Below are 25,400 nucleotides of genomic sequence, written 5' to 3'. Positions count from 1 at the left end.
GATAAGGCGAATCGCCTTTTTGCATCCAAAGACAGACAGAATTTAGGGAGAGTTAAACATGGATTTAACTAACATGGGTATCGCAGCAAAAGACGCTGCTTTCCACCTAGCGACCGCATCTACGGCGCAAAAGAATAAAGCATTGGCGATTATCGCTGATGAGCTAGAAGCCAACGCAGCAACGATTTTAGAAGCGAACGCGAAAGATATCGAACTTGGCCGTGAAGCGGGTCTGACTGATGCACTGCTTGATCGTCTACTTCTTAACGAAGAGCGCTTAACCGGTATCGCTAACGATGTGCGTAACGTGATTAGCCTGAATGACCCAGTTGGCAGCGAAATTGACAGTAAGGTACTTGAAAACGGTATGTCACTCTCTCGCCGCCGCGTACCACTTGGTGTGGTGGGTGTTATCTACGAAGCGCGTCCAAACGTAACTATCGATATTGCAGCACTGTGTCTGAAAACTGGTAACGCAAGCATCCTACGTGGCGGCAAAGAGACATTCTTCTCAAACATGGAGCTGGTTAAAGTAATCCAGTCTGCATTAGAAAAAGCGGAACTTCCTGCGGCTTCTGTTCAGTATATCGAGAAACCCGATCGTGAGCTTGTCTCTCAACTGCTTAAACTGGATGACTACGTGGATATGATCATTCCTCGTGGTGGTGCTGGTCTGCACAAGATGTGTAAAGAGAATAGTACTATTCCAGTTATCATCGGTGGTTTCGGTATCAGCCATATCTTTGTTGATGAGAGCGCTGATCTTGAGAAGTCTGTTGATGTGGTTGAAAACTCGAAAGTTCAACGTCCATCAGCGTGTAATTCATTGGATACGCTGCTAGTGCATGAAGCGGTTGCTGAGGCTTTCCTTGCTAAGCTAACACAGCGTTTAGCAGGCAAAGTAACCTTGGTTGCTGACGCGAGTGCTAAATTATTGCTTACTGGTTTTGAAGACCAACGTGATGCGGTTGAAGGCGACTTTGACACAGAATGGCTAAGCTACACGCTAGGCGTGAAAGTGGTTGCTGACGTTGCAGAAGCGATTGACCACATGCGCGTACACAACGCGAGTCACTCAGATGCGATTATGACTAACAGTCTAGAGAGCTCAGAGCGCTTTATTAATTCAGTCGGTTCAGCTGCAGTCTATGTGAATGCATCAACACGTTTTACAGATGGCGCACAGTTTGGTTTAGGCGCTGAAGTTGCTGTGTCTACTCAAAAGCTGCATGCTCGCGGCCCAATGGGCTTAGAAGAGCTGACAAGCTACAAGTGGGTAGGTAAAGCGAACTATTTAGTTCGCGGTTAACGCTGGTCGTTAATTTTACTCCTCAGCTCATTTTTGAAATGGCGCTCGAGTAGCAATAATCAATGAATTACCACACAAAAGGGCCTTAATTGGCCCTTTTTCTTTCCTAACGTTTGGCAATTCCGTTACACTGATATTCAATTATTTGGAGGTGATATGCATTGTCCTTTTTGTTCAGAGAACGACACTAAAGTAATCGATTCAAGACTGGTAGCCGATGGCCATCAGGTTCGTCGTCGCCGTCAATGCCTTGCATGTAGTGAACGTTTTACGACTTTCGAATCGGCAGAACTTGTGATGCCTAAAGTCATAAAGTCGAATGGAAACCGCGAACCATTTAATGAAGATAAAATGGTGGGTGGTGTACAGCGCGCCCTAGAAAAACGCCCAGTGAGTGCTGATGCGATTGAACTTGCGATCAGTACGATTAAGTCACAACTCCGTGCAACTGGTGAGCGTGAAGTACCAAGCGAAATGATTGGTAACCTTGTGATGGGCCAATTGAAAGAATTGGACAAAGTGGCGTACATTCGTTTTGCCTCTGTTTACCGCAGCTTTGAAGACATCCGAGAGTTTGGCGAAGAAATCGCTAAATTAGAGGACTAACTCCTCAATCATGTCAAACTTTACTCCCCTAGATTTTCAAATGATGTCGCGTGCTATTCAGTTAGCAAAACGCGGCATTTACACCACTGCACCAAACCCTAATGTTGGCTGTGTCATCGTACACAGTGACGGTCAGATCGTTGGCGAAGGTTTTCATGCCAAAGCCGGTGAGCCTCATGCTGAGGTACATGCTATGCGAATGGCGGGCGACAAAGCAAAAGGTGCGACTGCTTATGTCACGCTAGAACCTTGCTCGCACTATGGTCGAACGCCACCTTGTGCTGAAGGTTTGATTAAGGCTCAAGTAGCCAAAGTGATTTGTGCCATGCAGGACCCAAACCCAAAAGTTGCAGGTCGTGGTATCAAAATGCTACGCGATGCGGGTATTGAGGTTGAAATCGGTTTATTAGAGCAAGATGCTCTCGACTTGAACCCTGCATTTATCAAGCGTATGCAAACGGGCATGCCATTCGTTCAGTTAAAGATGGCCGCTAGCCTTGATGGGCAAACGGCATTGGAAAATGGTCAAAGCCAGTGGATCACATCGCCAGAAGCGCGTCGTGATGTTCAGAACTACCGAGCAAAATCAGGCGCTGTGTTATCAACTAGCCAGACGGTGATTGAAGACAACGCCTCGTTGAATGTTCGCTGGGCAGAGTTGCCAAGCAGTATTAAAGCTCATTACGCTGAAGATGAACTTCGTCAGCCAATTCGCGTGATTCTTGATCGCCAAAATCAACTGTATCCTGAGCTCAAGTTATTCCAAACTCCAACATCGGTATTGAGAGTCGCTGAAACCTCTGCTGATATTGAAGTCGAAACCACAGATGCAGGTCAGCTCGATTTACACGATTTGATGCGCCAATTACCTGCGAATCATATCGACCATATTTGGGTCGAAGCGGGTGCTACATTGGCAAAAAGCTTGATTGAAGCGCAGTTAGTGGATGAGCTAATCCTCTATTTAGCACCTAAACTAATGGGCAGTGATGGACGAGGTTTGATGGGCGCATTAGGGCTCACTTCAATGTCTGATGTGATTGACCTAGAAATTAAAGATGTTCGACAGGTTGGTGTGGATATTCGCATCGTCGCGAAACCTATTATCGCGACGAAACCACAGTAGAAATAGTCATTCCAACAGCATACGTGTCGTTGACAACAAAAAGAGTTTTAAAATGTTTACAGGAATTGTAGAAGCCGTAGGTACATTGAGTGCAATCACTCCCCGCGGAGAAGACATCACCGTAACGGTTAATGTTGGTAATCTTGATATGGCTGACGTTAAGTTAGGCGACAGTATCGCGACCAATGGTGTGTGTTTGACGGTGGTTGAGTTTAACGACCACAGCTACAGTGCAGATCTTTCGCTTGAGACCCTGAAAAAAACGGGTTTTGTCGATTACCAAGCGGGCGATAAAGTTAACCTTGAGAAAGCAATGTTACCAACCACGCGTTTCGGTGGACACATTGTGTCTGGTCACGTTGATGGCGTGGGTGAGATTGTTGAACGCAACCAAGTTGGCCGTGCAATTGAGTTTTGGGTAGAAATGCCAGCAGAGATCTCAAAGTACGTAGCTCAAAAAGGTTCAGTCACCGTTGATGGTATTAGCTTGACGGTGAATGATTTACGCAAGAATGCCTTTAAGCTGACTATCGTTCCTCATACCTCTTCAGAAACGACCATAGATCAATTCAATGTTGGTCGCAAAGTGAATCTAGAAGTCGATGTATTAGCGCGCTATATGGAGCGTTTACTGCAAGGCCAGCAGCAAGAGTCTGAGCCTGACTCTCGATTAACAATGGAATTCTTACAGCAGAATGGTTTTGCCTAACCGTTGGTATAAAGTGCACTAAACATCACTTTGTAAAAGCGAGCAATATCATCAGGTTTAAATAGTGTCGGTTCTAGGAAGCAGAACCATTTCAAAGGATATAGAACAATGCCAATTAGTACTCCTCAAGAAATTATTGAAGACATTCGCCTAGGGAAAATGGTTATCCTGATGGATGATGAAGATCGCGAAAATGAAGGCGATCTGATCATGGCAGCAGAACATGTTACGCCAGAAGCGATTAACTTCATGGCGATGTATGGCCGTGGCTTAATCTGTTTAACACTGACCAAAGAGCGTTCAAACCGCATGGGTTTAGCGCCTATGGTCCAAGACAACAACGCTCAATACACTACTAACTTTACGGTTTCGATTGAAGCGGCAGAGGGCGTAACAACCGGTATTTCTGCATCAGACCGCGCTGTTACCGTTCAAGCTGCTGTGGCAAAAGACGCAAAAGCGGCTGACTTAGTTCAACCTGGCCATATCTTCCCTCTGACTGCTCAAGAAGGTGGTGTTCTAACTCGCGCAGGCCATACTGAAGCAGGTTGTGACTTAGCTCGGTTAGCAGGCTGTGAGCCAGCGTCTGTTATCGTTGAGATCCTAAATGACGATGGCACCATGGCACGTCGCCCTGATCTTGAAGTGTTCGCAGAAAAGCATGACATCAAGCTAGGCACCATAGCTGACTTGATCGAATACCGTAACAACACAGAAACAACGATTGAGCGCGTTGCACAATGTCATTTGCCAACAGAGTTTGGTGATTTCGAGCTTGTGACTTACCGTGACACGATTGATAACCAGATCCACTATGCAATGCAAAAAGGCAGCTTAACCGAAGGTGCTCCTTTGGTGCGTGTTCACCTGCATGACACGTTTACCGATCTGCTTCATTCAGACCGTGGTACCGAGCGCAGCTGGTCGCTAGATAAAGCGATGAAGCGCATTGGCGATGAAGGCGGTGTGCTGGTTATTCTTGGCAACGAAGAGTCGTCTGATTCTTTGATTCATAAAGTGAAGACGTTCGAAGCTCAAGATAAGAATGAGCAACCAACCATGGCTAAGAAACAAGGTACTTCTCGTCGTGTTGGTGTGGGTTCTCAGATTCTACAAGACCTAGGTGTTCATGATATGCGTTTGTTGTCTTCAAGCACTAAGCGTTACCACGCATTGGGTGGTTTTGGCCTTAATGTTGTTGAATACGTTTGCGAGTAAGATGACGTCTGTCCGTTTATAGCGACATAATTTACCGATGATTTCAGTGGCTCTTTTAGAGGTTAATTACGATAAAAGAGTAAAGTAGCCAAGCCCGATTCAAAACGTGTTGAATACACAAGTTTGGCTACTTGCTGCTCCAATATGGTTGGCAGCAGCGCTGCGTTATCATCTTTACATCTCCGGTGTCTGTTCTTCTAAATTAGCATTAGATATTGCTCACAGTTTTGTGCTAGAATCCGGCGATTCTCACTTGATGAAAATAGTTAAAGGAAGGCTTATGAAAGTGATCGAGGGTGGCTTCCCAGCGCCAAATGCAAAAATTGCTATCGTTATTGCTCGTTTCAACAGTTTTATTAACGAAAGTTTACTTTCTGGTGCAATCGATACTTTAAAGCGTCATGGACAAGTAAGCGAAGACAACATCACTGTTGTTCGTTGCCCTGGTGCAGTAGAACTTCCACTTGTAGCGCAACGCGTTGCAAAAACAGGTAAGTTCGATGCGATTGTATCTCTTGGTACAGTAATCCGTGGCGGTACACCTCACTTTGACTATGTTTGTAGTGAATGTAATAAAGGTTTGGCACAAGTGTCTCTGGAATTTTCTCTTCCAGTAGCGTTTGGTGTTCTTACTGTTGATACGATCGATCAAGCTATTGAACGCGCAGGAACCAAGGCTGGTAATAAGGGTGCAGAAGCCGCACTTAGCGCACTTGAGATGATCAACGTTCTTTCTGAAATCGATTCCTAATGGGGGCCAGTGTGAAACCAGCCGCACGTCGTAACGCACGTCAATTTGCTCTACAAGCAATTTATTCTTGGCAAATTACTAAAGAAAATATTGCTACCGTTGAAGAACAGTTCTTATCTGGTGGTAAGTATGATGAAGAAGAGCATCATGCCGCAGAACCTGCTCTAGCTATGCCAGAAACAGACGTTGCATACTTCCGCGACCTACTAACTGGTGTTGCTCTTAGCCACATGGAACTTGATAGCAAGCTTCGTCCATTCGTATCTCGCCCTATGCAAGATTTGGATTTGATGGAACTAGCGCTTCTACGTTTAGCTATGTACGAGATGACTCGTCGCGAAGATGTACCATACAAAGTGGTTATCAATGAAGCTATCGAGCTTGCGAAAGTATTCGCAGCAGAAGACAGCCATAAGTTTGTTAACGGTGTGCTTGATAAAGCTGCACCGCACGTTCGTAAGAAATAAGACGTTCGTATATTGAATCTAAAGGTCAGCTTTTATGCTGGCCTTTTTTGTAACTAAATTTCTGTAATATCAATAATTACGGTGATTTGTATGAAGACTAAAGATAGGGCATGTGATGTCTGGCGAATTTAACCTGATTGAAAAATATTTTGTAAATCGACAACCACAACGTAAAGACGTACATCTGGCTGCTGGCGATGACTGTGCTTTGGTCAAAGCGCCAAGTAATGTTCAGATAGCGATTAGCACGGATACTTTAGTTGCGGGCACTCACTTCTTAACAGAGGCGAATCCGGCATGGGTAGCACACAAGGCGTTGGCTTCGAACATTAGCGACCTTGCGGCGATGGGTGCGACGCCTGCCTGGGTTTCATTTGCGTTAACCATGCCAGAAATCGATGAAGAATGGCTTGCTCCCTTCTGTGATTCCTTCTTCAAACTTGCAGACTATTTTGGTATTCAACTTATTGGTGGTGACACGACCAAAGGGCCGCTGAGTTTAACGCTGACTGTACAGGGCTTTGTGCCAGAAGGCCGAGCACTACGCAGAGATGGCGCGAAAGTGGGGGACTGGATTTACGTAACGGGTAACTTAGGTGACAGCAAAGCTGGGCTAGAGGTGATATTAGACCCAGAACAGAACAAAGCTAAGCCTTATGCACTTGAGTTAGAAGAGAGGCACTACATCAGCTCTCCACGAGTATTGGCGGGGCAGGCGCTCGTGAACCTAGCTTCATCGGCTATTGATATCTCTGATGGCGTTATTGCCGATTTAAAACACATCCTTAAGCGTTCTCAGGTCGGTGCAAGCATTGATGTGAGTGCGTTACCAATCTCCGCTGAATTACTTCAATTCTCTTCTGATACCGGTTCTGCACAGCAGTATGCATTGACCAGTGGTGAAGAGTACGAACTCTGCTTTACCGTGCCGGAAGAGAATAAAGGTTCATTGGAAAGTGCTTTGTCGCACACAGGTACAAAAGTCACCTGCATTGGCCAGATAAGACCTGTAGAATATTTTGAATTACACAATAATGGTGAACCACTAAGCTGGAACTTAACTGGTTACGATCACTTTAAGGTTAATTGATGACAAATCCACTTTCTCTTATTTCTCTTAAAAATCCTTGGCACTTATTGGCTACGGGTTTTGGCAGTGGCTTATCGCCGATTATTCCAGGCACAATGGGCACGCTTGCGTCGATTCCATTTTATCTATTGCTGGTTCAGTTACCGTTTCCTGCTTATGTCGCAGTAGTGGTTGTTAGTTGTATTATCGGTATCAAGATCTGCCAGGTGACATCTGATGATATGGGTGTACACGACCATGGCTCTATCGTATGGGATGAGTTTGCGGGCTTTTGGATCACCATGGGCCTAGTGCCTTTATTGAATATCCCTACGGATGACTGGAAATGGTTATTCACTGGTTTTGTTCTATTTCGCTTTTTCGATATGGTGAAGCCTTGGCCTATTGGCTGGCTAGATAAACGAGTACACGGCGGCTTAGGTATCATGATTGATGATATCGTGGCGGGTATTATGGCGGCTGTTGCCTTGTACGCAGTGGCACATTTCGCGGGCTGGTTAGTTTAAGTTAGCTAAAGGATTAAGACTTAGTTGCAAGCACATTAAGCTAAGTCTCGGATACTAAAAAGGTTGACCCTAGGGCCAACCTTTTTTGCTTTTATTGCTTTTATTGCTTACGATTTTAGAGCTTACGAGCTTACGAGCTTACGAGCTTACGTGTTAAGGCTATTTAGCAAGATAGTCAGAGATCGACTTCTCAATGCCTTTCGCATCTAAGCCAAGCTCTTCATGCAGCTCATCCTGTGTTCCTTGAGCAATAAACTTGTCTGGGAGGCCAAGATTCAATACTGGCATCAGTAGTTTCTCTTGCATCAAGAATTCAATCACACCCGCGCCCGCACCACCTGCTATTGCGTTTTCTTCGATAGTAACAAGTACATCGTAGTCTGCAGCAAGTTGTTTGATCAAAGCTTCATCGAGTGGCTTCACAAAGCGCATATCAGCCACTGTCGCATCGATAGCGTCTGCGGTTTGAAGTGCACTCTCAAGGAAAGTACCGAAGCTTAGGATAGCGACTTTCGAGCCATCTTTTGCTTTTTTGCTTTCGCGAACGATACGACCTTTACCAATCTCTAGCGCAGTAAACTCACTTTGAATCTCGGTGCCCATACCATTACCACGAGGATAACGAACGGCACTTGGACCTGTGTGCTGGTGGCCAGTGTATAGCATTTGGCGACATTCGTTTTCGTCGCTTGGTGCCATGATCACCATGTTTGGAATACAGCGCATAAAGCTTAAGTCGAACGCACCTTGGTGTGTTTGACCATCGGCGCCAACAAGACCTGCACGGTCAATAGCGAACATAACCGGTAGATCCATGATAGCGACATCGTGGATCAGTTGATCGTAGCCACGTTGTAAGAACGTCGAGTAGATAGCCACAATCGGCTTATCACCCGCAATCGCCATACCCGTTGCTAGTGTCACTGCGTGCTGCTCAGCAATCGCTACATCGAAGTACTGTTCTGGGTATTCTTTCGAGAAACGCACCATGCCAGAACCTTCACGCATTGCTGGCGTAATTGCCATCAGCTTAGGATCTTGCGCAGCCATATCACACAGGAAGTCGCCAAAAATCTTAGAGAAAGTTGGTTTCGAGCTGGTGCTCTTAGGCAGACTTGAGTGTGCGGGATCGAATTTCGGAACGCCGTGGTAACCGATTGGATCTTTCTCTGCTGGCTCGTAGCCTTTGCCTTTCTTGGTCATGATATGCAGGAACTGAGGGCCTTTTAGGTCTCTCATGTTCTTCAGCGTTTTAATCAGCTCATTCACATCGTGACCGTCAACCGGACCAATGTAGTTAAAGCCTAACTCTTCAAACATGGTGCCAGGGACAACCATGCCTTTTAGATGTTCTTCTGTACGACGAACGAGCTCTTTAATCGGCGGAACGCCCGATAGCACTTTCTTGCCGCCCTCACGAATTGACGTGTAAAGACTGCCAGAAAGAACTTGAGCTAGGTGATTGTTTAGCGCACCGACGTTTTCAGAGATCGACATCTCGTTATCGTTCAGGATAACCAGCATGTCATTGTGAATATCACCCGCGTGGTTCATCGCTTCGAAGGCCATACCTGCGGTAATCGCGCCATCACCAATCACACTGACGACTTTACGGTTCTTGCCCTCTTTCTTCGCACTGATCGCCATACCAAGTCCGGCGCTGATCGATGTTGAAGAGTGACCAACAGAAAGCGTGTCGTATTCGCTCTCTTGCCGCCATGGGAATGGATGCAGTCCATCTTTTTGACGGATAGTCGATAAGCGGTCACGACGACCTGTAAGGATCTTGTGCGGGTAGGCTTGGTGACCAACATCCCAAACCAACTGGTCAAAAGGCGTGTTGTACACGTAGTGCAGAGCAACGGTTAGCTCTACCGTACCTAAGCCCGATGCTAAGTGGCCACTTGACTGGCTCACTGAGTTTAGAAGATAGGTGCGTAATTCATCACAAAGCTGTGTAAGCGTCTCTTTTGGAAGTAGACGCAAATCCTCTGGCTTATCAGCCAAAGCAAGAGTTGGGTACTTGGATATATCAAGAGTCATAGGTAATGCGCGCTTATTGTCTTAGTTCTTGCGCTCGATGACGTATCGGGCGAACTCTTCGAGTAACTGGGTATTGTATGGGATTGCAGCCAAAGCTTGAAGCGCTTCCTGTAGCAGAGTTTGCGCTTTTTCTTGAGCGCCCTCTAAACCTAACAAAGAAGGGTAGGTGCTTTTGTTCAATTCTTGATCAGAGCCCTGTGGTTTACCCAAAGTTTCGGTATCGCTAATGATATCTAAAATATCATCCTGAACTTGGAAGGCTAACCCGATTGCATCGGCGTACTTATCTAATTGAGGCATCACTTCGAACGCTTTTTCGCCAGCAGCTAGAGCACCTAAACGAATCGCACTCTTCATTAGAGCACCAGTCTTGTTACGGTGAACTTCTTCTAACTCCTCTAGCGTGACAGAGCGGTTTTCAGCTTCAATATCAAGTGCTTGTCCAATACACATACCTTGTGCACCAGATGCTTCTGCTAGGCGTTGAATCATTCGAACGCGATTGCTTTCCCCGTCAGCACTTAATGTGCCTTCCGCAAGTATAGTAAACGCGAGAGTTTGTAGTGCATCGCCAGTTAAAATTGCCGTTGCTTCATCGTATTTAATGTGACAAGTCTGATGGCCACGACGCAATTCGTCGTCGTCCATTGCTGGAAGGTCGTCGTGAATCAGAGAATAGGCATGAATACATTCGATTGCTGAAGCTGGAGTGTCGAGTTCTTCCGCAGTGCAACCGAGCATTTCCCCTGTAATGTAGACAAGAAACGGACGTGCGCGTTTGCCGCCTAAAAGTAACCCATAACGCATCGCGTTAATGAGATTCTGATTTTGGTGTGGCAGGCGATCAAGCCAAAGGTTAAGTTGCTCGTTATTACGTGCTTGATAAGACAATAACGTCTCGATCATAGGGGATCTCATACAATTTGTTATTCAGGTTGTGGGTTAAAGTCACTCAGTTCTGCATTTTCATCATTTTGCAGCAGGATGCTAACACGCTGTTCAGCGTCGTTTAGTTTACTTTGACCAGCACGAGCGAGGGAGATGCCTCGTTCGAACTTTTTCAGCGCATCATCTAAAGCTAGATCACCATTTTCTAGTTGATCAACCAAGCCATCAAGCTCTTCGATAGCCGCTTCAAAGCTCATATTTTCAGGTTTCTTAGTAGCCATAATAAATCTGCGTTTGGAAAGATGAACGAACGTTACCCTAGGCCGCTGAGATGGTCAAATGTAACCAAGAATTTTTGCTAGAAAGTTCGTTTTTAAGGCGCTTGAATTTACTTTGATTGAATAACCGTGGCTTTATCGAGTTTATACGCTTTGGATAAGTCCAAAGTAAGCCAATAGTTGTGATTCAAAAACGAAAAGTGTGATACTTAGACGAAGAATTAACTAAAAGATCTTATAGTCTTGCCGATAAGAATATTATCGTCGACGTAGAACTGTAAAAAAGCATGAGGAGTGCTCAGTGGATTTAGCAACCCTAATAGGTTTGATTGGTGGATTTGCCTTCGTAATTATGGCAATGATCCTAGGTGGAAGCCTCGGGATGTTCTATGACACGACATCCGTTTTGATCGTGATTGGTGGTTCAACGTTTGTTGTTCTAATGAAATTCACCATGGGACAGTTCTTTGGTGCGGCAAAAATTGCCGGTAAAGCATTTATGTTTAAAGCCGATGAGCCAGAAGATCTTATTGCTAAAGTCGTAGAGATGGCGGATGCCGCGCGTAAAGGCGGTTTCTTAGCACTTGAAGAGATGGAAATCAGCAACAGTTTCATGCAAAAGGGTATCGACCTATTGGTTGATGGCCATGATGGTGATGTAGTGCGTGCAGCACTGCAAAAAGACATCGCGTTAACCACAGAACGTCACGAACAGGGCGCTAAAGTATTTACAGCTTTTGGTGATGTTGCACCCGCAATGGGTATGATTGGTACCTTGGTTGGTTTGGTTGCCATGCTTTCGAACATGGATGATCCAAAAGCGATCGGGCCGGCGATGGCGGTTGCACTTTTAACCACTCTATATGGTGCAATTCTTTCGAACATGGTGTTCTTCCCTATCGCGGACAAACTTGCTCTACGTCGTGACCAAGAGACACTGAATCGTCGTTTGGTGATGGATGGCGTACTCGCGATTCAAGATGGTCAAAACCCACGAGTTATTGACGGTTACCTGAAGAGTTACCTTAACGAAGGTAAACGTACGATTGATGGTGAAATGGCTTAAGGGGAATAAAAATGGATGAAGAAAATCCATGTAAATGTCCCCCTCCGGGTTTGCCACAATGGATGGGAACATTTGCTGACTTGATGTCATTGTTGATGTGTTTCTTTGTACTGCTCCTCTCATTCTCTGAGATGGACGTACTGAAATTTAAACAGATCGCAGGCTCAATGAAATTCGCGTTTGGTGTACAAAACCGCTTGGAAGTAAAAGACATTCCTAAAGGTACCAGCATTATTGCGCAGGAGTTTCGTCCTGGTCGCCCAGAACCGACGCCTATTGATGTAATCATGCAGCAAACCATTGATATTACGCAGCAAACTCTAGAGTTTCATGAAGGGGAATCTGAGCGTGCTGGCGGTACGATGCGTGATCAGGGCAAGATGACGGGGGGTAAATCAGCAGAGGTTTCTGCGCACAACAACCAAAACTCAGAATCAGATCAGCAGCAACAGCAAGCTCAAGAACAGTCTCAAGAGATGGAAACCTTGATGGAGAGCATCAAGAAGGCGTTGGAGCGAGAGATCGACCAAGGCGCGATTGAGGTGGAAAACCTTGGCCAGCAAATTGTGATTCGAATTCGCGAGAAGGGTGCATTCCCATCAGGATCCGCTTTCCTACAGCCTAAGTTCCGACCTTTGGTGAGACAGGTTGCCGAGTTAGTGAAAGATGTTCCGGGCATTGTCCGAATCTCTGGGCATACTGATAATCAACGTCTTGATTCTGAGCTTTACCGTTCTAATTGGGACTTATCATCGCAGCGTGCGGTGTCTGTGGCTCAAGAGATGGAAAAGGTCCGTGGTTTCTCTCATCAACGCTTAAGAGTGCGTGGTATGGCTGATACTGAGCCAGTAGAGCCGAACGATACTGAATGGCAACGTAGCTTAAACCGTCGTGTTGAAATCAGTATTATGCAGGGCGAACCGCTTTACAGTGAAGAAGTCCCAGTAATCACTGAATAGTATTTACCAAGAATATGCATCCCAAAGCTCAATCTGTCGTAGATTGGGCTTTTTCTTTGTCTGATACACAAAAGGGTTTGTACCAAGCTAGTAAGAGAAGAGAAGAGAAGAGAAGAGAAGAGAAGAGAAGATATGGATAAATGAGCTTGGATGAAATCGAGACGATAGTTTGTCACTAAGGTGAGTTTATTAATGGCACCAAAGCACGCACTCTTTTCCTTGTTTGATTTTCTCATGTATAATTCGCGCCCTTAGATTTAATATTGATCTATTATTGCTTCAATAACTATGTGAAATGACCTTTTACGTGGTGATGAACCTATTAAAATTGTGAACCTTATTGGCGTGAAAGTACTATGAAATTTATTGTTAAGCCCCACCCGGAAATTTTTGTAAAAAGTGAATCGGTGCGTAAGCGCTTCACAAAGATTCTAGAACGTAATATTCGTACTATTCTTCAGCGTCGTACTGAGTCTGTGGCTGTCTTCAACCGCCGTGACCATATCGAAGTGACGTCTGAGAGCGACAAATACTTTAAAGAAACACTTGAAGTATTGACGCAAACTCCGGGTATTCATCACTCCCTTGAAGTTCAGCAATCAGAATTTAAAGACCTGCACAATATTTACGAGCAAGTTCTCGAGCGTAGCGGTGCTCTTATTGAAGGTAAGACTTTCTCTGTACGTGCTAAGCGTCGTGGTAAGCATGATTTTACTTCTATCGAGCTAGAACGCTACGTAGGCGGCGGTCTAAATCAAGCGGTTGAATCAGCAAAAGTAAAACTGAAAAATCCAGATATTACCGTTAAAGTTGAAGTCGAGAACGATAAGCTAAACCAAGTTATTGAACGTCATAAAGGCCTAGGTGGTTTCCCTCTTGGTACTCAAGAAGATCTGCTTAGCTTGATCTCTGGTGGCTTTGATTCTGGTGTTTCAAGCTACTTACACATCAAACGTGGTTCTAAAGTGCATTACTGCTTCTTCAATCTTGGTGGCCCTGCTCACGAGATTGGTGTTAAGCAGGTTTCTCATTATCTATGGGATAAATACGGTTCATCTGCAAAGGTGAAGTTCATCTCTATTGATTTTGAACCTGTAGTTGCAGAGATCCTTGAGAACGTTGAAGACGGTCAAATGGGCGTTGTTCTTAAGCGTATGTTCATGCGTGCTGGTGGTATGGTTGCAGAGCGTTTTGGTATCGAAGCACTAGTAACGGGTGAAGCTCTTGGTCAGGTTTCTAGCCAAACGCTAACTAACCTGCGTCATATCGACAACGTGACGGACACTTTGATCCTTCGTCCACTGATCAACTGGGACAAAGAAGACATCATCGACCTGTCTCGTAAGATTGGTACTGAAGACTTCGCTAAAGTAATGCCTGAGTATTGTGGTGTTATCTCTAAGAAGCCAACCGTGAAAGCGAAGAAAGGCAAACTAGAAGCGGAAGAAGCTAAGTTTAACTTCGAAGTGCTGGAGCAAGTGATCGAGAACGCTCGTATTATGGATATCCGTGATATCGAGAAAGAGAGCCAAGAACAGGCACCAGAAGTGGAGCAAGTTCAAGCCGTTGCTGAGCACGCTGTCGTTCTTGATATCCGTAGCCCAGACGAAGAAGATGAAAGCCCGCTAGAGATCGATGGTGTTGAAATCAAACACATCCCGTTCTTCAAGCTTTCAACTCAGTTTGGTGACCTAGACCAATCGAAAGAGTACTTGTTGTACTGTGACCGTGGTGTCATGAGCCGTCTGCAAGCGCTTTACTTGCAAGAACAAGGCTTCCACAACGTTAAGGTTTACCGCCCATAGTGGTGTGTTGACCAACCGTTAATAATTTTGCAAAGCCGCATACTGAAAAGTAAGCGGCTTTTTTATTGTCTATGATGAAGGATTGACAGTAGACAGAGGCATGCGTTTGGACGTGCTATCGTCATGCTCAGCTTTGAAATTTTGGATTGATAGAACTGGTGAGATCTAAACGGGTCTATAAGTACTGAAGAAGTGTGAGTATCTTGAAGTATTCTGTTACTTTTTAGTGCAACTCAATGGTGCTATTTGTATGTGTTCAGTTGTTTATTTGAGTGGGTGTCTGATTCTGTGATTAGCGATGAAAAATAATAAAGATTAATTAGCACAGCTATTGATAAACTTATTGTTACTTTTCTTTGCACATAAAAAAACACCGCCCATAAGGCGGTGTAAACAAATTTGACAGACAGGTCAAAATAAATACAGGAAGTACATGCCTCGTTTCAGTATAGAACTGCAACAAAACATTTGGTAGAACTCTACCCAACTCGAAAAGAACGAGTTTGCAAACACAACATCGCAGGAGCTAAACCAATTGATTCTAGAGAGAATCAAGCCGTTCAGGCTAGCTGCTGCGGGATGAAATATAGAATTTCTCTGGCCGCTAGGCAATGGACAAATTATAATGTTTCAGATAAAAAAAACTAATGCTTATTTAGAGAGTAACTATGTCTCGTCGATTACCCCCATTAAACTCGCTAAGAGTGTTTGAAGCCGCGGCTCGACACTTGAGTTTTACGCGTGCCGCAGAAGAGTTGTTTGTTACTCAAGCCGCGGTCAGTCATCAGATCAAAGCGCTTGAAGAATTCTTATCTTTGAAGCTGTTTCGTCGAAGAAACCGCTCTTTGCTGCTGACTGAAGAAGGTCAAAGCTACTTCTTGGATATCAAAGATATTTTCACATCACTGGCAGAAGCGACAGACAAAGTGCTTGAGCGAAGTGAGAAGGGCGCATTGACCATCAGTTTGCCGCCGAGTTTTGCTATTCAATGGTTGGTACCAAGGCTCGCTGACTTTAATCAGCAAGAACCTGATATTGATGTAAGAATCAAAGCCGTTGATATGGATGAAGGCTCGTTGACCGATGATGTAGACGTGGCTATTTACTATGGCCGAGGGAATTGGTCGGGGCTCAGAGCCGATAAACTTTACCAAGAATACTTAATTCCTCTTTGCTCACCTTCCGTGCTGCTAGGAGCTAAACCTTTAGAATCTCTCAGTGATTTGGCATGTCATACGCTACTGCATGATACATCTCGAAAGGATTGGAAACAGTTTGCTAAGCAAAATGGTATTGATGGGGTAAACGTTAATCATGGCCCTATCTTCAGTCATTCAACCATGGTATTGCAGGCGGCCGCTCACGGGCAAGGTATTGCTTTGGGTAATAATGTGTTGGCGCAACCTGAAATCGAAGCAGGTCGTTTGATTGCCCCTTTTGATGAAGTGTTGGTAAGTAAGAACGCCTTCTATGTAGTGTGTCATGAGAAACAAGCTGACATGGGGCGTATTGCGACTTTCCGTGATTGGATGTTGGCGAAAGCGCAAAGTGAACAAGAGGACTTACTTGATGAATAACCTCATCATTGATGGTGAAGACAACCCAATAACCTTTATCTTTGCACATGGTGCTGGCGCAGGTATGGATCATGAGTTCATGCAGTCGGTAGCAAAAGGGTTGGCGTTTAAAGGGATACGAGTGATTCGTTTTAATTTCCCTTACATGATCAAACGTGCTGAAGATGGTAAGCGTCGTCCACCTGATCGAGCCCCTAAACTGCTCGAAGCTTACCAAGATATTATCGGACAGGTAGATGCCGATAAGCTTGTGATTGGCGGTAAGTCGATGGGAGGACGTATGGCGAGCCATTTGTCTGAAGTTGATAAGGTGGCTGCAATGGCCTGTTTAGGCTTTCCTTTCCATCCGCCAGGCAAACCAGAGAAATACAAAGGTGAGCACTTGGCTGAGTTAGCAAAGCCGTGTCTTATTCTACAAGGTGAGCGCGATACCTTTGGTAAGCGAGAAGAGTTTGCTGATTTCGACCTGTCGGATTCGATTCGTGTTGAGTTTATTCCTGATGGCGATCACAGCTTTAAGCCTCGTAAGAGCTCTGGCTACACCGAACAGCAGAACATAGCGTTAACCGTTGAGAAACTATCGGCGTTTATCAAAGAGGTGCTTAATGAGAAGTAAGTATTTACTCACTTTTGCAGGTATCTCTGGCGCAATAGCCGTAATGCTAGGTGCCTTCGCCGCTCACGGGTTAAAAGCTGTCTTGCCAGAGTATCTGCTAGGCGTGTTTGAGACAGGTGTTCAGTACCAGTTTATCCATACACTAGCAATATTGGCGTGTGGTGCACTGCTGCAGATGAAACTTGGCGCTAAATCACAAAAATATTTTTTCATTGCGGCAATTTGCTTTATCATCGGCATCCTTTGTTTTAGTGGCAGCCTTTATGGCTTAGCACTGACAGGAATAAAATGGTTTGGCCCTATAACACCGTTTGGTGGTCTACTATTTATCATTGGTTGGGGAGTCTTCTCCTTCGCTGCTTTGAATATAAAAGAGGTAACTCAGTGAAACACGTACTACTTTATTGTCGCTCTGGTTTTGAAAAAGAATGTGCTGGCGAAATTCAAGACAAGGCAACACAACTGGAAGTGTTTGGTTTTCCTCGCTTAAAGAACAATACAGGCTTTGTATTGTTTGAATGTTATCAAGCAGGCGAAGCCGATAAACTGGTAAAAGAGATCGACTTCCAATCGTTGATCTTTGCTCGTCAAATGATCGCGGTAGCGGTTGAAATCAAAGATCTGCCGACTGATGATCGTATTTCTCCAATTCTTGAGGCGCTTTCTGAGAAAGAAGGTTTCCCACGTTGTGGCGATATCCGTATTGAAACACCTGACACCAATGAAGCGAAAGAGCTTTTGAAGTTCTGCCGTAAGTTTACTGTGCCAATGCGTCAAGCAATGCGCGGTAAAGGGCTGATGACAGCGAAAGACAATGTTAAGAAGCCTGTGCTTCACTTATGTTTTATCGCGCCGGGTCACTGTTTTGTTGGTTACTCTTACCCAACCAACAACTCGCAGTTCTTCATGGGTATTCCTCGTTTGAAGTTCCCATCAGATGCACCAAGTCGTTCTACATTGAAGCTAGAAGAAGCATTCCACGTATTCATCCCTCGTGATGAGTGGGACGAACGTCTGGCTCCGGGTATGTGGGGCGTAGATTTAGGCGCGTGTCCAGGTGGTTGGACTTACCAATTGGTTAAGCGCTCTATGTTTGTTCACTGTGTTGATAACGGCATGATGGCAGATAGCCTAATGGAAACGGGTCAAATTAAGCACCACATGGTGGATGGTTTTAAATTCGAACCTGACCGTAAGAACGTCACTTGGATTATCTGTGACATGGTTGAGAAGCCAGCTCGTGTTGCACACCTTATGGGTGAGTGGATCATCAAAGGCTGGGCGAAAGAAGCACTGTTCAACCTTAAACTGCCAATGAAAGGCCGTTACGATGAAGTTCTGCAGGATATCGAAAACCTAAAGCAGTTCCTGATTGATAACAAAGTGAAGTTCAAGATGCAGGCGAAGCACCTTTACCACGATCGCGAAGAGATCACGGTTCATATTCAGTCGCTTTCGAATATCTCACCGTACTAATATTTACGTTAGTGTGTCAGTGATAAAGAAAATGCTCCTTTAAGGGGCATTTTTTATATCTGAAGTTTGTTTATGAGTTTGATTATCGCTTCGTATGGGTAGTTTAGAAAGGTTGGTCTATATGCGTTTTTTAGTCATATTTAAGTGTAAATGTGACTAATTCAACTTGGTTGATAGTCGTCGAATTGTCGACTATTAGTGTCGATATGAGACAAAAAAGCCGTAAGCTATCGATACTTACGGCTACCTAGTTCAGCGATGAAACGAAGAAGGGTTTATTTAAAATTCAGCAGTAAATTACAGCAAGAACATCCTAATCAAATTGTATTTTATTATAAGTAAGTAAATGTAAGTAAAGAATGTAAATGATAACTATTACTATTAACATTGTTATTAGTGTCGTGTACCATTCGTGCACTTTTACTTAAATCTATAAAATATAAGTCGCATTATGAAACTTAAAGCATTATCAGTAGCCGTTACGGTTGCCTTAACCTCATTTACAGCATTTGCTGCCGACGAACCAGAAACCGTAGTCGTTATCGGTTCTGCCCTTGACCAATTGATTCAGACTGAAATCAACTCTGACACACTGGAAAAGAAGCAAGCATCAGACATCAAAGATGTTTTGAATACTATGCCTAGCGTTACGGTTGACGGGAACGCACGTTACTCACGCAAAGTATTTGTACGTGGTATGGAAGACAAATTTGCCGTAGTGACTATTGATGGCGCGCGACAAGAAGGTCAGCTTTTCCACCACTCTGGTGACCAAGCGATTGATCCTGCAATGCTAAAAAGAGCTGAAATTGAATTAGGTGGTAACTCTGCACTGTCAGGTTCTGGTGCTATCAATGGTTCATTTAGCTACGAAACGAAAGACCCAAGCGATCTTCTTAAGCCGGGTGAAAGCGTTGGTGCTCGAGTAAAAACAAGCTATCAAACAGCTTATGAGCGTTTTGCAACCAACGTTGCTGTGTATGCAAAAGTGAACGACAAGCTACAGTTCATGGGTATTGCGAACTATTCAGAAGATGGCGATCTGCACATTCCTGATCAAGAAGCGGTAACCTCTAAGCAGGGTGAGCTTAAGTCGGGTTTGGCTAAAGTTGTTTTCATTCCTAATGATGCCAATGAATTTAAACTGACTTTCAACCGATACAGTGATGGTGGTACGCGTCAGCTTTCTGGCGAAAAGGCGGGTGCTCTGTATGCTGACGATAAACACGACTATCATTCGCTTAATCGCGATACAGTGACGCTACAGCACGAATACGATGCGGGTAGTGATCTAGTTCATCTGAAAAGTAATGTTTACTACAACCGTCAATACATGGATCGTGATGCTCTTGAAGGTACCGCTTGGGGCAAAACACCGGCAGGTAAATGGTTCAAAGATGGCAAAATGTCTTACCCTAAGCGTGAATACAATGTAACAACCATTGGTGGTGACATTCGTAACGTTTCTTGGGTTGGTGAGCATGAGCTTACTTATGGTCTTGAGGGCTACAAAGCCAAGCAATGGATTGATGCTGGTGAAGGCGTATATCTAAGCGGTACTAAGCAAGGCCAAACTGAGAAGTACAGCATGGATGGTGGTACGGTGACGGCTTACGGTCTGTATCTGCAAGATATGTACGAATTCAGCGATTTCCGTCTGACAACAGGTCTTCGTTACGACGTTCATAAACTGGGTGGTGTGTATAAGGGCGAGTTTGACCAACTATCTCCAAAGTTCAAAGGTGAATACCAAACAACGGAAAACCTAAAACTTCGTGTAGGTTACGGTCGTCTGTTTAAAGGCGCGTCACTACCAGAAACGCTAACGATGAAAGCACCAAGCAAAGTTAAGCAGTCTGATACTAAGGCGATGACGGGTAATAACTACGAAGCGGGCTTTGATTACGAGCTAACACGTTTGCTTGCGGCTGATTACGCGATTCTAGGTTTCACGGCTTATACCTATGACCTTGATAACCAAATGCACCCAACTAAGAACAACGCAACATTATCTAATAAGTATGATGTTGAAGTTTGGGGTGTAGAGACAGTATTGAGCTATCAGTTAGATGCATTAAGTGTTTACGCTAACCACTCTTACTCTGATGGTGAGCAAAAGAGCCTGAAAAACGGCAAGACAAGTCACATGAATAAAACCGGTATTCATAACTTTAAGGCCGGTTTTAACTACAGCCTAAACAATGAATTTGTGTTTGGTTGGGATTCACGCTTTGTTCCGGGGAACGATTACGAGAACGAAAAAGGCAAAGAGATCAAACGCTCAGGCTTCGCAACGCACAACATTTGGGCGGCTTACACACCGACGTTTGCTAAAGACCTAGAGATGAACCTTGGTATCGATAACCTGCTTGATAAGAAGTACGCTGAGCATACTGGTTTTGGTATCTCTTGGGGTTCAGAAAAGTACACCAGCTATGAAGCGGGTCGTAACTTTAAAGCTTCTATCGCTTATAGCTTCTAATCTGCTCTTAGCTGAAAGTTATTCTAGAAATAGAGAGTTATCAGTATAAGTGCAATGTTTCGTCTTAAAATGAAACAACAAAAAAGCCTTAGTTCAGACTAAGGCTTTCTGCTTTCTAATGATTTATTTTCTATTTGTTGATTTATAAGCGGATTTATTTCTAACGGTTAGCTTTAATGACTGAATTTGTGACGTCAGATTAAGACACAGCTTCGTAGCGAATATCTTGCAGATTAAAACCTAAATCGATGTCTGTTTTGAGTGCAGAAACGAGCTTACATACGCGAGCCGACTCGATATGCTCATCGAATTTCTTACGATACTTTTTCGGTAAGTCTTCAGCTAGGAATGCTGTTTCGATATCAGGGTATGTCGTTAATATCTCTTTGGCTGCTTTTGGCCCTATACCTGGAATTCCGGGGACTTGGCTTGAGCTGACGCCCGTTAATCCCCAGTAATCTGCCAGTTGCTCTGGCTTTACGCCAAATTCCGCTTCGATAAAGGGCTTATCTAACCAACGGTGTTGGAAATAATCACGGATTTGTAGCGTTGGAGACAACAGTTGGCAGTAGCCCTTATCTGTCGAAATGATAGTGACAGTTTCTCCGTGGTCAGCGACTTTCTTTGCCAATGTTGCAACTAGATCATCCGCTTCAGCGCCGTCAGAGAGCAGTGAATCAATCCCTAATTCCCACCAAGCTTGTTGAATCGCATCGAGACCTTTCATCAATGGTTCTGGCATCGGCTTACGGTTTTGCTTATAAGCGGGAAGGACTTCCGCGCGCCAACCTCGATCTTGTAAATGATGATCAAATACCGCAATGATATGAGTGGGTTTTGATTCGTTTAGGATGCGATTAAGAGTACGAGCAGTCGTGGTGATGGTTCTTGCAATATCGGTTGGGTCCGGCTGAACAGAGTGCACGCGTCGGATGAGGTTCAAGGCATCGATAATAACAAGATGGATAGACATAAGTTTCCACTAAATAGGCAATAAATAAGGGGCTGCTAGCCCCTTATAGTAACGTATCACTTGGTGAGTTGAAACTTTGGTGACGTAAACGTCATGACTTGTTTAACTTTATACTTGTGGCTTGTTATCAGTTACTTGCCGTTATTCGCTGCTAGGCATAATTTTATAGCAAGGAACATAGTCAGTGCCGCCCGGCAGTTTCATTCGATGCTGTTCAACAAAGTCATTCAGCAGCTGGTCCATTTTTGTCATCAGCTCTTTGTCGCCATCAATCAGGAAGGGGCCATGTTTCTCTATCTCCAAAATACCTTCAGCTTTGACGTTACCTGCCACAATTCCAGAGAAGGCTTTACGTAGATTCGCCGCAAGGCTTTCTGTTTTCTGATCCATATGCAGATCAAGCGCCGCCATAGATTCATGTGTAGGGTCGAATGGCAGTTGGAACTCAGGTTCAATATGCAGTGACCAGTTGTAGCTGTAGGCATCGCCAGTCTCTTTACGGTGAGAGCGTACATCTGGCATTGCCTGTTTCATGATTTTCGCAGCGCGTGCTGGGTCATCAATCACGATCTCATAGTGTTTTTGCGCATCAGGCCCTAAGGTTTCGCCGATGAACTTGTCGATAGAACGGAAGTAAGCTTCACTCTCTTTTGAACCTGTTAAAACAATCGGCATTGGTTGGTCGACGTTATTTGGGTGCATCATGATCCCTAAGATATACAGCAGCTCCTCAGCCGTACCTGGACCACCGGGGAAAATAATGATGCCATGCGCCATACGAACGAATGCCTCAAGACGCTTCTCGATATCTGGCATGATCACCAGTTCGTTCACTATCGGGTTTGGTGGCTCAGCCGCAATGATTGATGGTTCAGTTAGCCCTAAGTAACGGTGGTCTGTATAGCGCTGTTTCGCGTGACCAATTGCAGCCCCTTTCATTGGCCCTTCCATTGCCCCCGGTCCACAACCGGTACAGATATTCAGCTCACGCAGGCCAAGTTCATTACCCACTTCGCGAGTGTACTGGTATTCAGTGGCATTAATTGAATGACCACCCCAACACACGATCAGGTTAGGTTCGATACCTGGCGTAAGTGCGCCTGCATTTCTCAAAATGCCAAATACAAGGTTGGTAATATGAGTGGCATTGGTCAGGTTGAGTCTTTGGTTATCTGCAAGGTGCATGTTGACGTAGACAATGTCGCGCAACACTGAGAATAAGTGTTCTTGGATACCCTTGATGATTTCACCATCGACAAAGGCATGCTCTGGTGGGTTGCTCAGTTCAAGCTTGATCCCGCGCTCACGACGGACGACCTCAACATCAAACGATTGATATTTATCGAGCAGCTCTTTGGAGTTGTCGGTGTGGCTACCCGAGTTGAGTACCGCTAACGTACAGTTACGATAAAGCTGGTACAGATCACTAGATGCGGTTTTCTTAAGACGCTCAACTTCAAGTTGAGAGAGTAAATCCATGCTACCGGCAGGGCTGATATGAGTGATCATAGTGCCTCCTTGTTGAAAAGAACTAGGGGAGGTTGAAAGTGGCCCTTTAGTTCGAGATGAGAAGCTAACGTTGAAAGTGTTTGGTTAAAGGCGAGAGAATTAACCAGACGAAACGATTACGACAGCGTTGCTCTTTTAAATACAGCATTGCTTGCCAAGAATGCTTGTTAAGCGAATGTTAATCATTAGCTTAGCAAACATTGAGGGATATGGTATGTGATAAGTATTTGAAAAAATGAAATAAATTAAATCTAGGGCTGTCTTAGTCCCAAACAAGTTGGTTGTTACCGCGCTGTTTGGCTTTGTTAAGTGTTTTATTGAGTCGTTCTAATACTTCTTCAGGTGTGTCTGACTCTTTAAACGGAGTACTTGCTGCGCACAAGGTAATTGTGATTTGTTGGTCACGGAATTTGAAAGGTAAGCGGCTGACTTGATTCTGGATGCTTTGAGTCACTTGATGGCAATATTCATCGCTTTGCTCGGGAAGTAGTAAGATGAACTCTTCACCAGAAAAGCGAGCGACAGTATCGGTAGTACCAATTTCTTTGGTGATCGCTCTTGCGATGATCTTGAGTGCTTTGTCACCAGCGGTATAGCCAAAGCTATCGTTAATTGCTTTGAAGTTATCGATATCTAGCAGCACGACTCTTAGTGAGTGTTGTGCACGAATCCAGCGACGATATTCTAACTCTAAACGATCGGTGAAGGCGGTACGGTTGTAGATCTTAGTCAGAGGGTCAAGCAGCATACGCTGAGCCTGATCTTCTAGACGCTTGCGGTAATCTTGGGTGACTTCATAGAGCGAATCTAATTGGTTTTTTCCGTAGCTCATTCTTTCTATTAGAGCTTGTTCTTTCTGTTCTGCGTGATTCAGTCTTTCTGAAAGAGAGGCAATTTCACTGAGCAGCGGGTTTATCGAAAGTTTTAAGTTATCAATATCCGTTGCTTTATCAACAGAGCTTTGGCTCTTAGTAACAAGTTCATTCAACTCCGAATTAAGACCTTGGCGATGTTCAAAATAGCTTTGGCTCTGGTCGGCGTTTTGATCGGCTGTTTTGATACTAGAAGCGAGCGAGGAATTGAGTTGTTCGATAAATTGTTCAGACTGCTTACGCTCTAGGCTCGTGCCATCAATCACCAGTTTGAGGATCTGAAGTGCTAGCTCAAGTAGGTTTTGTGTTGAAACACCAAGTAGTAGCTTCGCTCTAATATCGGTCAGTAGATCCCCCGATTCACCCTCGAAGTCGAGTTCAGTGATCAGGTGTTGTAACTCGTTTGATAGTTCGGAAAGGAGTTCTTGTTCAGTTGATTGATCTACGTCGGCAAAATGAGTGCGTGAGTTGTTTGCCATAATCTTAATGGCACGCTCATAAATGCTGAGAAGCTTCATCGCATGGTCGACTTTTTGACTGCCATGACACTCGGAGAAGCTAAGTAAGTTTCTTAGATCGCGCTTTAGCTGAGCCGGAAGGCCAGTTATACGCTGCAGCGTTTCCCCACTGTGCTTAATACTATCATCCAGATATCCGTTCTGTTTATCCATAGCCAACGTTTTTTGCTTGAGCATCCTTTCTAATACTGCCAACTTGGGGATCATTGAGCTAATGTCTTTTTGCTTTTCGAGCTCTTCCCTAAGGGCAATGAGATTTTCATCTAAATGAGTGTTGCTGCCAACACATGCATCACTTAAAGACGCAACGATACGCTTGAGAACTTTTTGTTCTCGAATAAATTTGAACGAGGTATCTCTTTGCGTCAAGCGGACTTGATCCAACTGATATTTCAGCTGGTGGAGTTGCGCCTGAATGTCTTTTTCAAGAATGCCCATAGATGTATTAATTAGCGCCGCGTAGATCGTACTCGATCGTATAGATGAAATTCCGTGACCTTGATAATAACAAAACTAAAAATAAGGTCACGACCTACGACGTTTAACCGCTCGCAAA

23 protein-coding genes are annotated in these 25,400 nt (G+C 44.6%); 17 read left to right on the top strand and 6 right to left on the bottom strand.

The features are described from left to right. Positions 1–58 precede the first annotated feature (58 nt). The 9 genes from AB4513_RS03435 to pgpA all read left to right on the top strand — a co-directional run bounded on the left by AB4513_RS03435 (position 59) and on the right by pgpA (position 7,782). The gene (locus AB4513_RS03435; protein ID WP_102257772.1) at positions 59–1,309 is read left to right on the top strand and encodes a glutamate-5-semialdehyde dehydrogenase; all 1,251 of its coding nucleotides are present in this window, start codon (positions 59–61) and stop codon (positions 1,307–1,309) included. A gap of 156 nt (positions 1,310–1,465) precedes the next feature. Further along, on the top strand, positions 1,466–1,915 hold the full coding sequence (gene nrdR, locus AB4513_RS03430) for a transcriptional regulator NrdR (protein WP_004734394.1): 450 nt from the start codon (positions 1,466–1,468) through the stop codon (positions 1,913–1,915). A 40-nt stretch (positions 1,916–1,955) separates the two neighbouring features. Next, complete coding sequence (gene ribD, locus AB4513_RS03425) at positions 1,956–3,041, top strand: bifunctional diaminohydroxyphosphoribosylaminopyrimidine deaminase/5-amino-6-(5-phosphoribosylamino)uracil reductase RibD (RefSeq protein WP_102257860.1); 1,086 nt, start codon at positions 1,956–1,958, stop codon at positions 3,039–3,041. Positions 3,042–3,093: 52 nt separating this feature from the next. After that, the gene (locus AB4513_RS03420; protein ID WP_102257773.1) at positions 3,094–3,750 is read left to right on the top strand and encodes a riboflavin synthase; all 657 of its coding nucleotides are present in this window, start codon (positions 3,094–3,096) and stop codon (positions 3,748–3,750) included. Between the two features lie 108 nt (positions 3,751–3,858). Beyond that, entirely contained in the window at positions 3,859–4,968 is a 1,110-nt protein-coding gene (gene ribBA, locus AB4513_RS03415) for a bifunctional 3,4-dihydroxy-2-butanone-4-phosphate synthase/GTP cyclohydrolase II (RefSeq protein WP_017096788.1), read from the top strand. Positions 4,969–5,248: 280 nt separating this feature from the next. Beyond that, positions 5,249–5,719 carry a 6,7-dimethyl-8-ribityllumazine synthase gene (ribE, locus tag AB4513_RS03410; protein WP_004734398.1) on the top strand — a complete coding sequence of 157 codons (471 nt, stop codon included), beginning with the start codon at positions 5,249–5,251 and terminating at the stop codon, positions 5,717–5,719. Next, a complete protein-coding gene (gene nusB, locus AB4513_RS03405; protein ID WP_004734399.1) occupies positions 5,719–6,186 on the top strand; it encodes a transcription antitermination factor NusB in 468 nt (155 codons plus the stop codon). Before ribE ends, nusB begins: the two co-directional genes overlap by 1 nt. A gap of 115 nt (positions 6,187–6,301) precedes the next feature. Further along, entirely contained in the window at positions 6,302–7,276 is a 975-nt protein-coding gene (gene thiL / locus AB4513_RS03400; protein ID WP_009847468.1) for a thiamine-phosphate kinase, read from the top strand. Continuing rightward, complete coding sequence (gene pgpA / locus AB4513_RS03395) at positions 7,276–7,782, top strand: phosphatidylglycerophosphatase A (protein ID WP_009847467.1); 507 nt, start codon at positions 7,276–7,278, stop codon at positions 7,780–7,782. The genes thiL and pgpA overlap by 1 nt, the downstream gene beginning before the upstream one ends. A 159-nt stretch (positions 7,783–7,941) precedes the next feature. Here the strand turns inward: pgpA and dxs are convergent, their stop codons facing one another. Genes dxs through xseB form a run of 3 tightly spaced genes read right to left on the bottom strand, consistent with a single transcriptional unit; the run spans position 7,942 to position 10,994 of the window. Further along, complete coding sequence (dxs, locus tag AB4513_RS03390; protein WP_009847466.1) at positions 7,942–9,825, bottom strand: 1-deoxy-D-xylulose-5-phosphate synthase; 1,884 nt, start codon at positions 9,823–9,825, stop codon at positions 7,942–7,944. Positions 9,826–9,846: 21 nt separating this feature from the next. Continuing rightward, positions 9,847–10,731: a (2E,6E)-farnesyl diphosphate synthase gene (gene ispA, locus AB4513_RS03385; protein ID WP_009847465.1), complete on the bottom strand. Its 885-nt coding sequence runs from the start codon at positions 10,729–10,731 to the stop codon at positions 9,847–9,849. A 20-nt stretch (positions 10,732–10,751) separates the two neighbouring features. Beyond that, positions 10,752–10,994, bottom strand: a complete 243-nt coding sequence (xseB, locus tag AB4513_RS03380) for an exodeoxyribonuclease VII small subunit (protein WP_004734405.1) — start codon at positions 10,992–10,994, stop codon at positions 10,752–10,754. 298 nt (positions 10,995–11,292) lie between these two features. Between xseB and pomA the strand changes: the two genes are divergently transcribed. The 8 genes from pomA to AB4513_RS03340 all read left to right on the top strand — a co-directional run bounded on the left by pomA (position 11,293) and on the right by AB4513_RS03340 (position 20,972). Beyond that, the gene (gene pomA, locus AB4513_RS03375; RefSeq protein WP_009847464.1) at positions 11,293–12,057 is read left to right on the top strand and encodes a flagellar motor protein PomA; all 765 of its coding nucleotides are present in this window, start codon (positions 11,293–11,295) and stop codon (positions 12,055–12,057) included. Positions 12,058–12,068: 11 nt separating this feature from the next. Beyond that, positions 12,069–13,016, top strand: a complete 948-nt coding sequence (locus tag AB4513_RS03370; RefSeq protein ID WP_009847463.1) for a flagellar motor protein MotB — start codon at positions 12,069–12,071, stop codon at positions 13,014–13,016. Between the two features lie 356 nt (positions 13,017–13,372). Then, positions 13,373–14,821, top strand: coding sequence for a tRNA uracil 4-sulfurtransferase ThiI (thiI, locus tag AB4513_RS03365; RefSeq protein WP_009847462.1), 1,449 nt, complete (start codon positions 13,373–13,375; stop codon positions 14,819–14,821). A gap of 668 nt (positions 14,822–15,489) precedes the next feature. After that, a complete protein-coding gene (locus AB4513_RS03360; protein WP_017063339.1) occupies positions 15,490–16,398 on the top strand; it encodes a transcriptional regulator GcvA in 909 nt (302 codons plus the stop codon). Further along, entirely contained in the window at positions 16,391–17,014 is a 624-nt protein-coding gene (locus tag AB4513_RS03355) for an alpha/beta fold hydrolase (RefSeq protein ID WP_017069501.1), read from the top strand. The genes AB4513_RS03360 and AB4513_RS03355 overlap by 8 nt, the downstream gene beginning before the upstream one ends. Continuing rightward, entirely contained in the window at positions 17,004–17,402 is a 399-nt protein-coding gene (locus AB4513_RS03350) for a DUF423 domain-containing protein (protein WP_017069500.1), read from the top strand. Before AB4513_RS03355 ends, AB4513_RS03350 begins: the two co-directional genes overlap by 11 nt. Further along, positions 17,399–18,490 carry a 23S rRNA (cytidine(2498)-2'-O)-methyltransferase RlmM gene (gene rlmM / locus AB4513_RS03345; RefSeq protein WP_029223102.1) on the top strand — a complete coding sequence of 364 codons (1,092 nt, stop codon included), beginning with the start codon at positions 17,399–17,401 and terminating at the stop codon, positions 18,488–18,490. The genes AB4513_RS03350 and rlmM overlap by 4 nt, the downstream gene beginning before the upstream one ends. A 451-nt stretch (positions 18,491–18,941) precedes the next feature. Then, positions 18,942–20,972, top strand: a complete 2,031-nt coding sequence (locus AB4513_RS03340) for a TonB-dependent receptor (protein ID WP_009847459.1) — start codon at positions 18,942–18,944, stop codon at positions 20,970–20,972. 199 nt (positions 20,973–21,171) lie between these two features. Here AB4513_RS03340 and xni read toward each other — a convergent pair whose 3' ends face one another. The 3 genes from xni to AB4513_RS03325 form a co-directional block, all read right to left on the bottom strand. Then, on the bottom strand, positions 21,172–21,945 hold the full coding sequence (gene xni / locus AB4513_RS03335; protein WP_102257774.1) for a flap endonuclease Xni: 774 nt from the start codon (positions 21,943–21,945) through the stop codon (positions 21,172–21,174). A 141-nt stretch (positions 21,946–22,086) separates the two neighbouring features. After that, positions 22,087–23,454 (bottom strand): nucleotide 5'-monophosphate nucleosidase PpnN, encoded by a 1,368-nt coding sequence (gene ppnN / locus AB4513_RS03330; protein WP_009847457.1) that lies wholly within the window; start codon positions 23,452–23,454, stop codon positions 22,087–22,089. 262 nt (positions 23,455–23,716) lie between these two features. Next, on the bottom strand, positions 23,717–25,282 hold the full coding sequence (locus AB4513_RS03325) for a GGDEF domain-containing protein (protein ID WP_009847456.1): 1,566 nt from the start codon (positions 25,280–25,282) through the stop codon (positions 23,717–23,719). Between the last annotated feature and the right edge of the window lie 118 nt (positions 25,283–25,400).

Source organism: Vibrio sp. 10N.222.54.E6, from assembly GCF_041473955.1.
GTDB lineage: Bacteria > Pseudomonadota > Gammaproteobacteria > Enterobacterales > Vibrionaceae > Vibrio > Vibrio tasmaniensis_A.
This window is presented reverse-complemented; position numbering and strand designations above follow the sequence as displayed.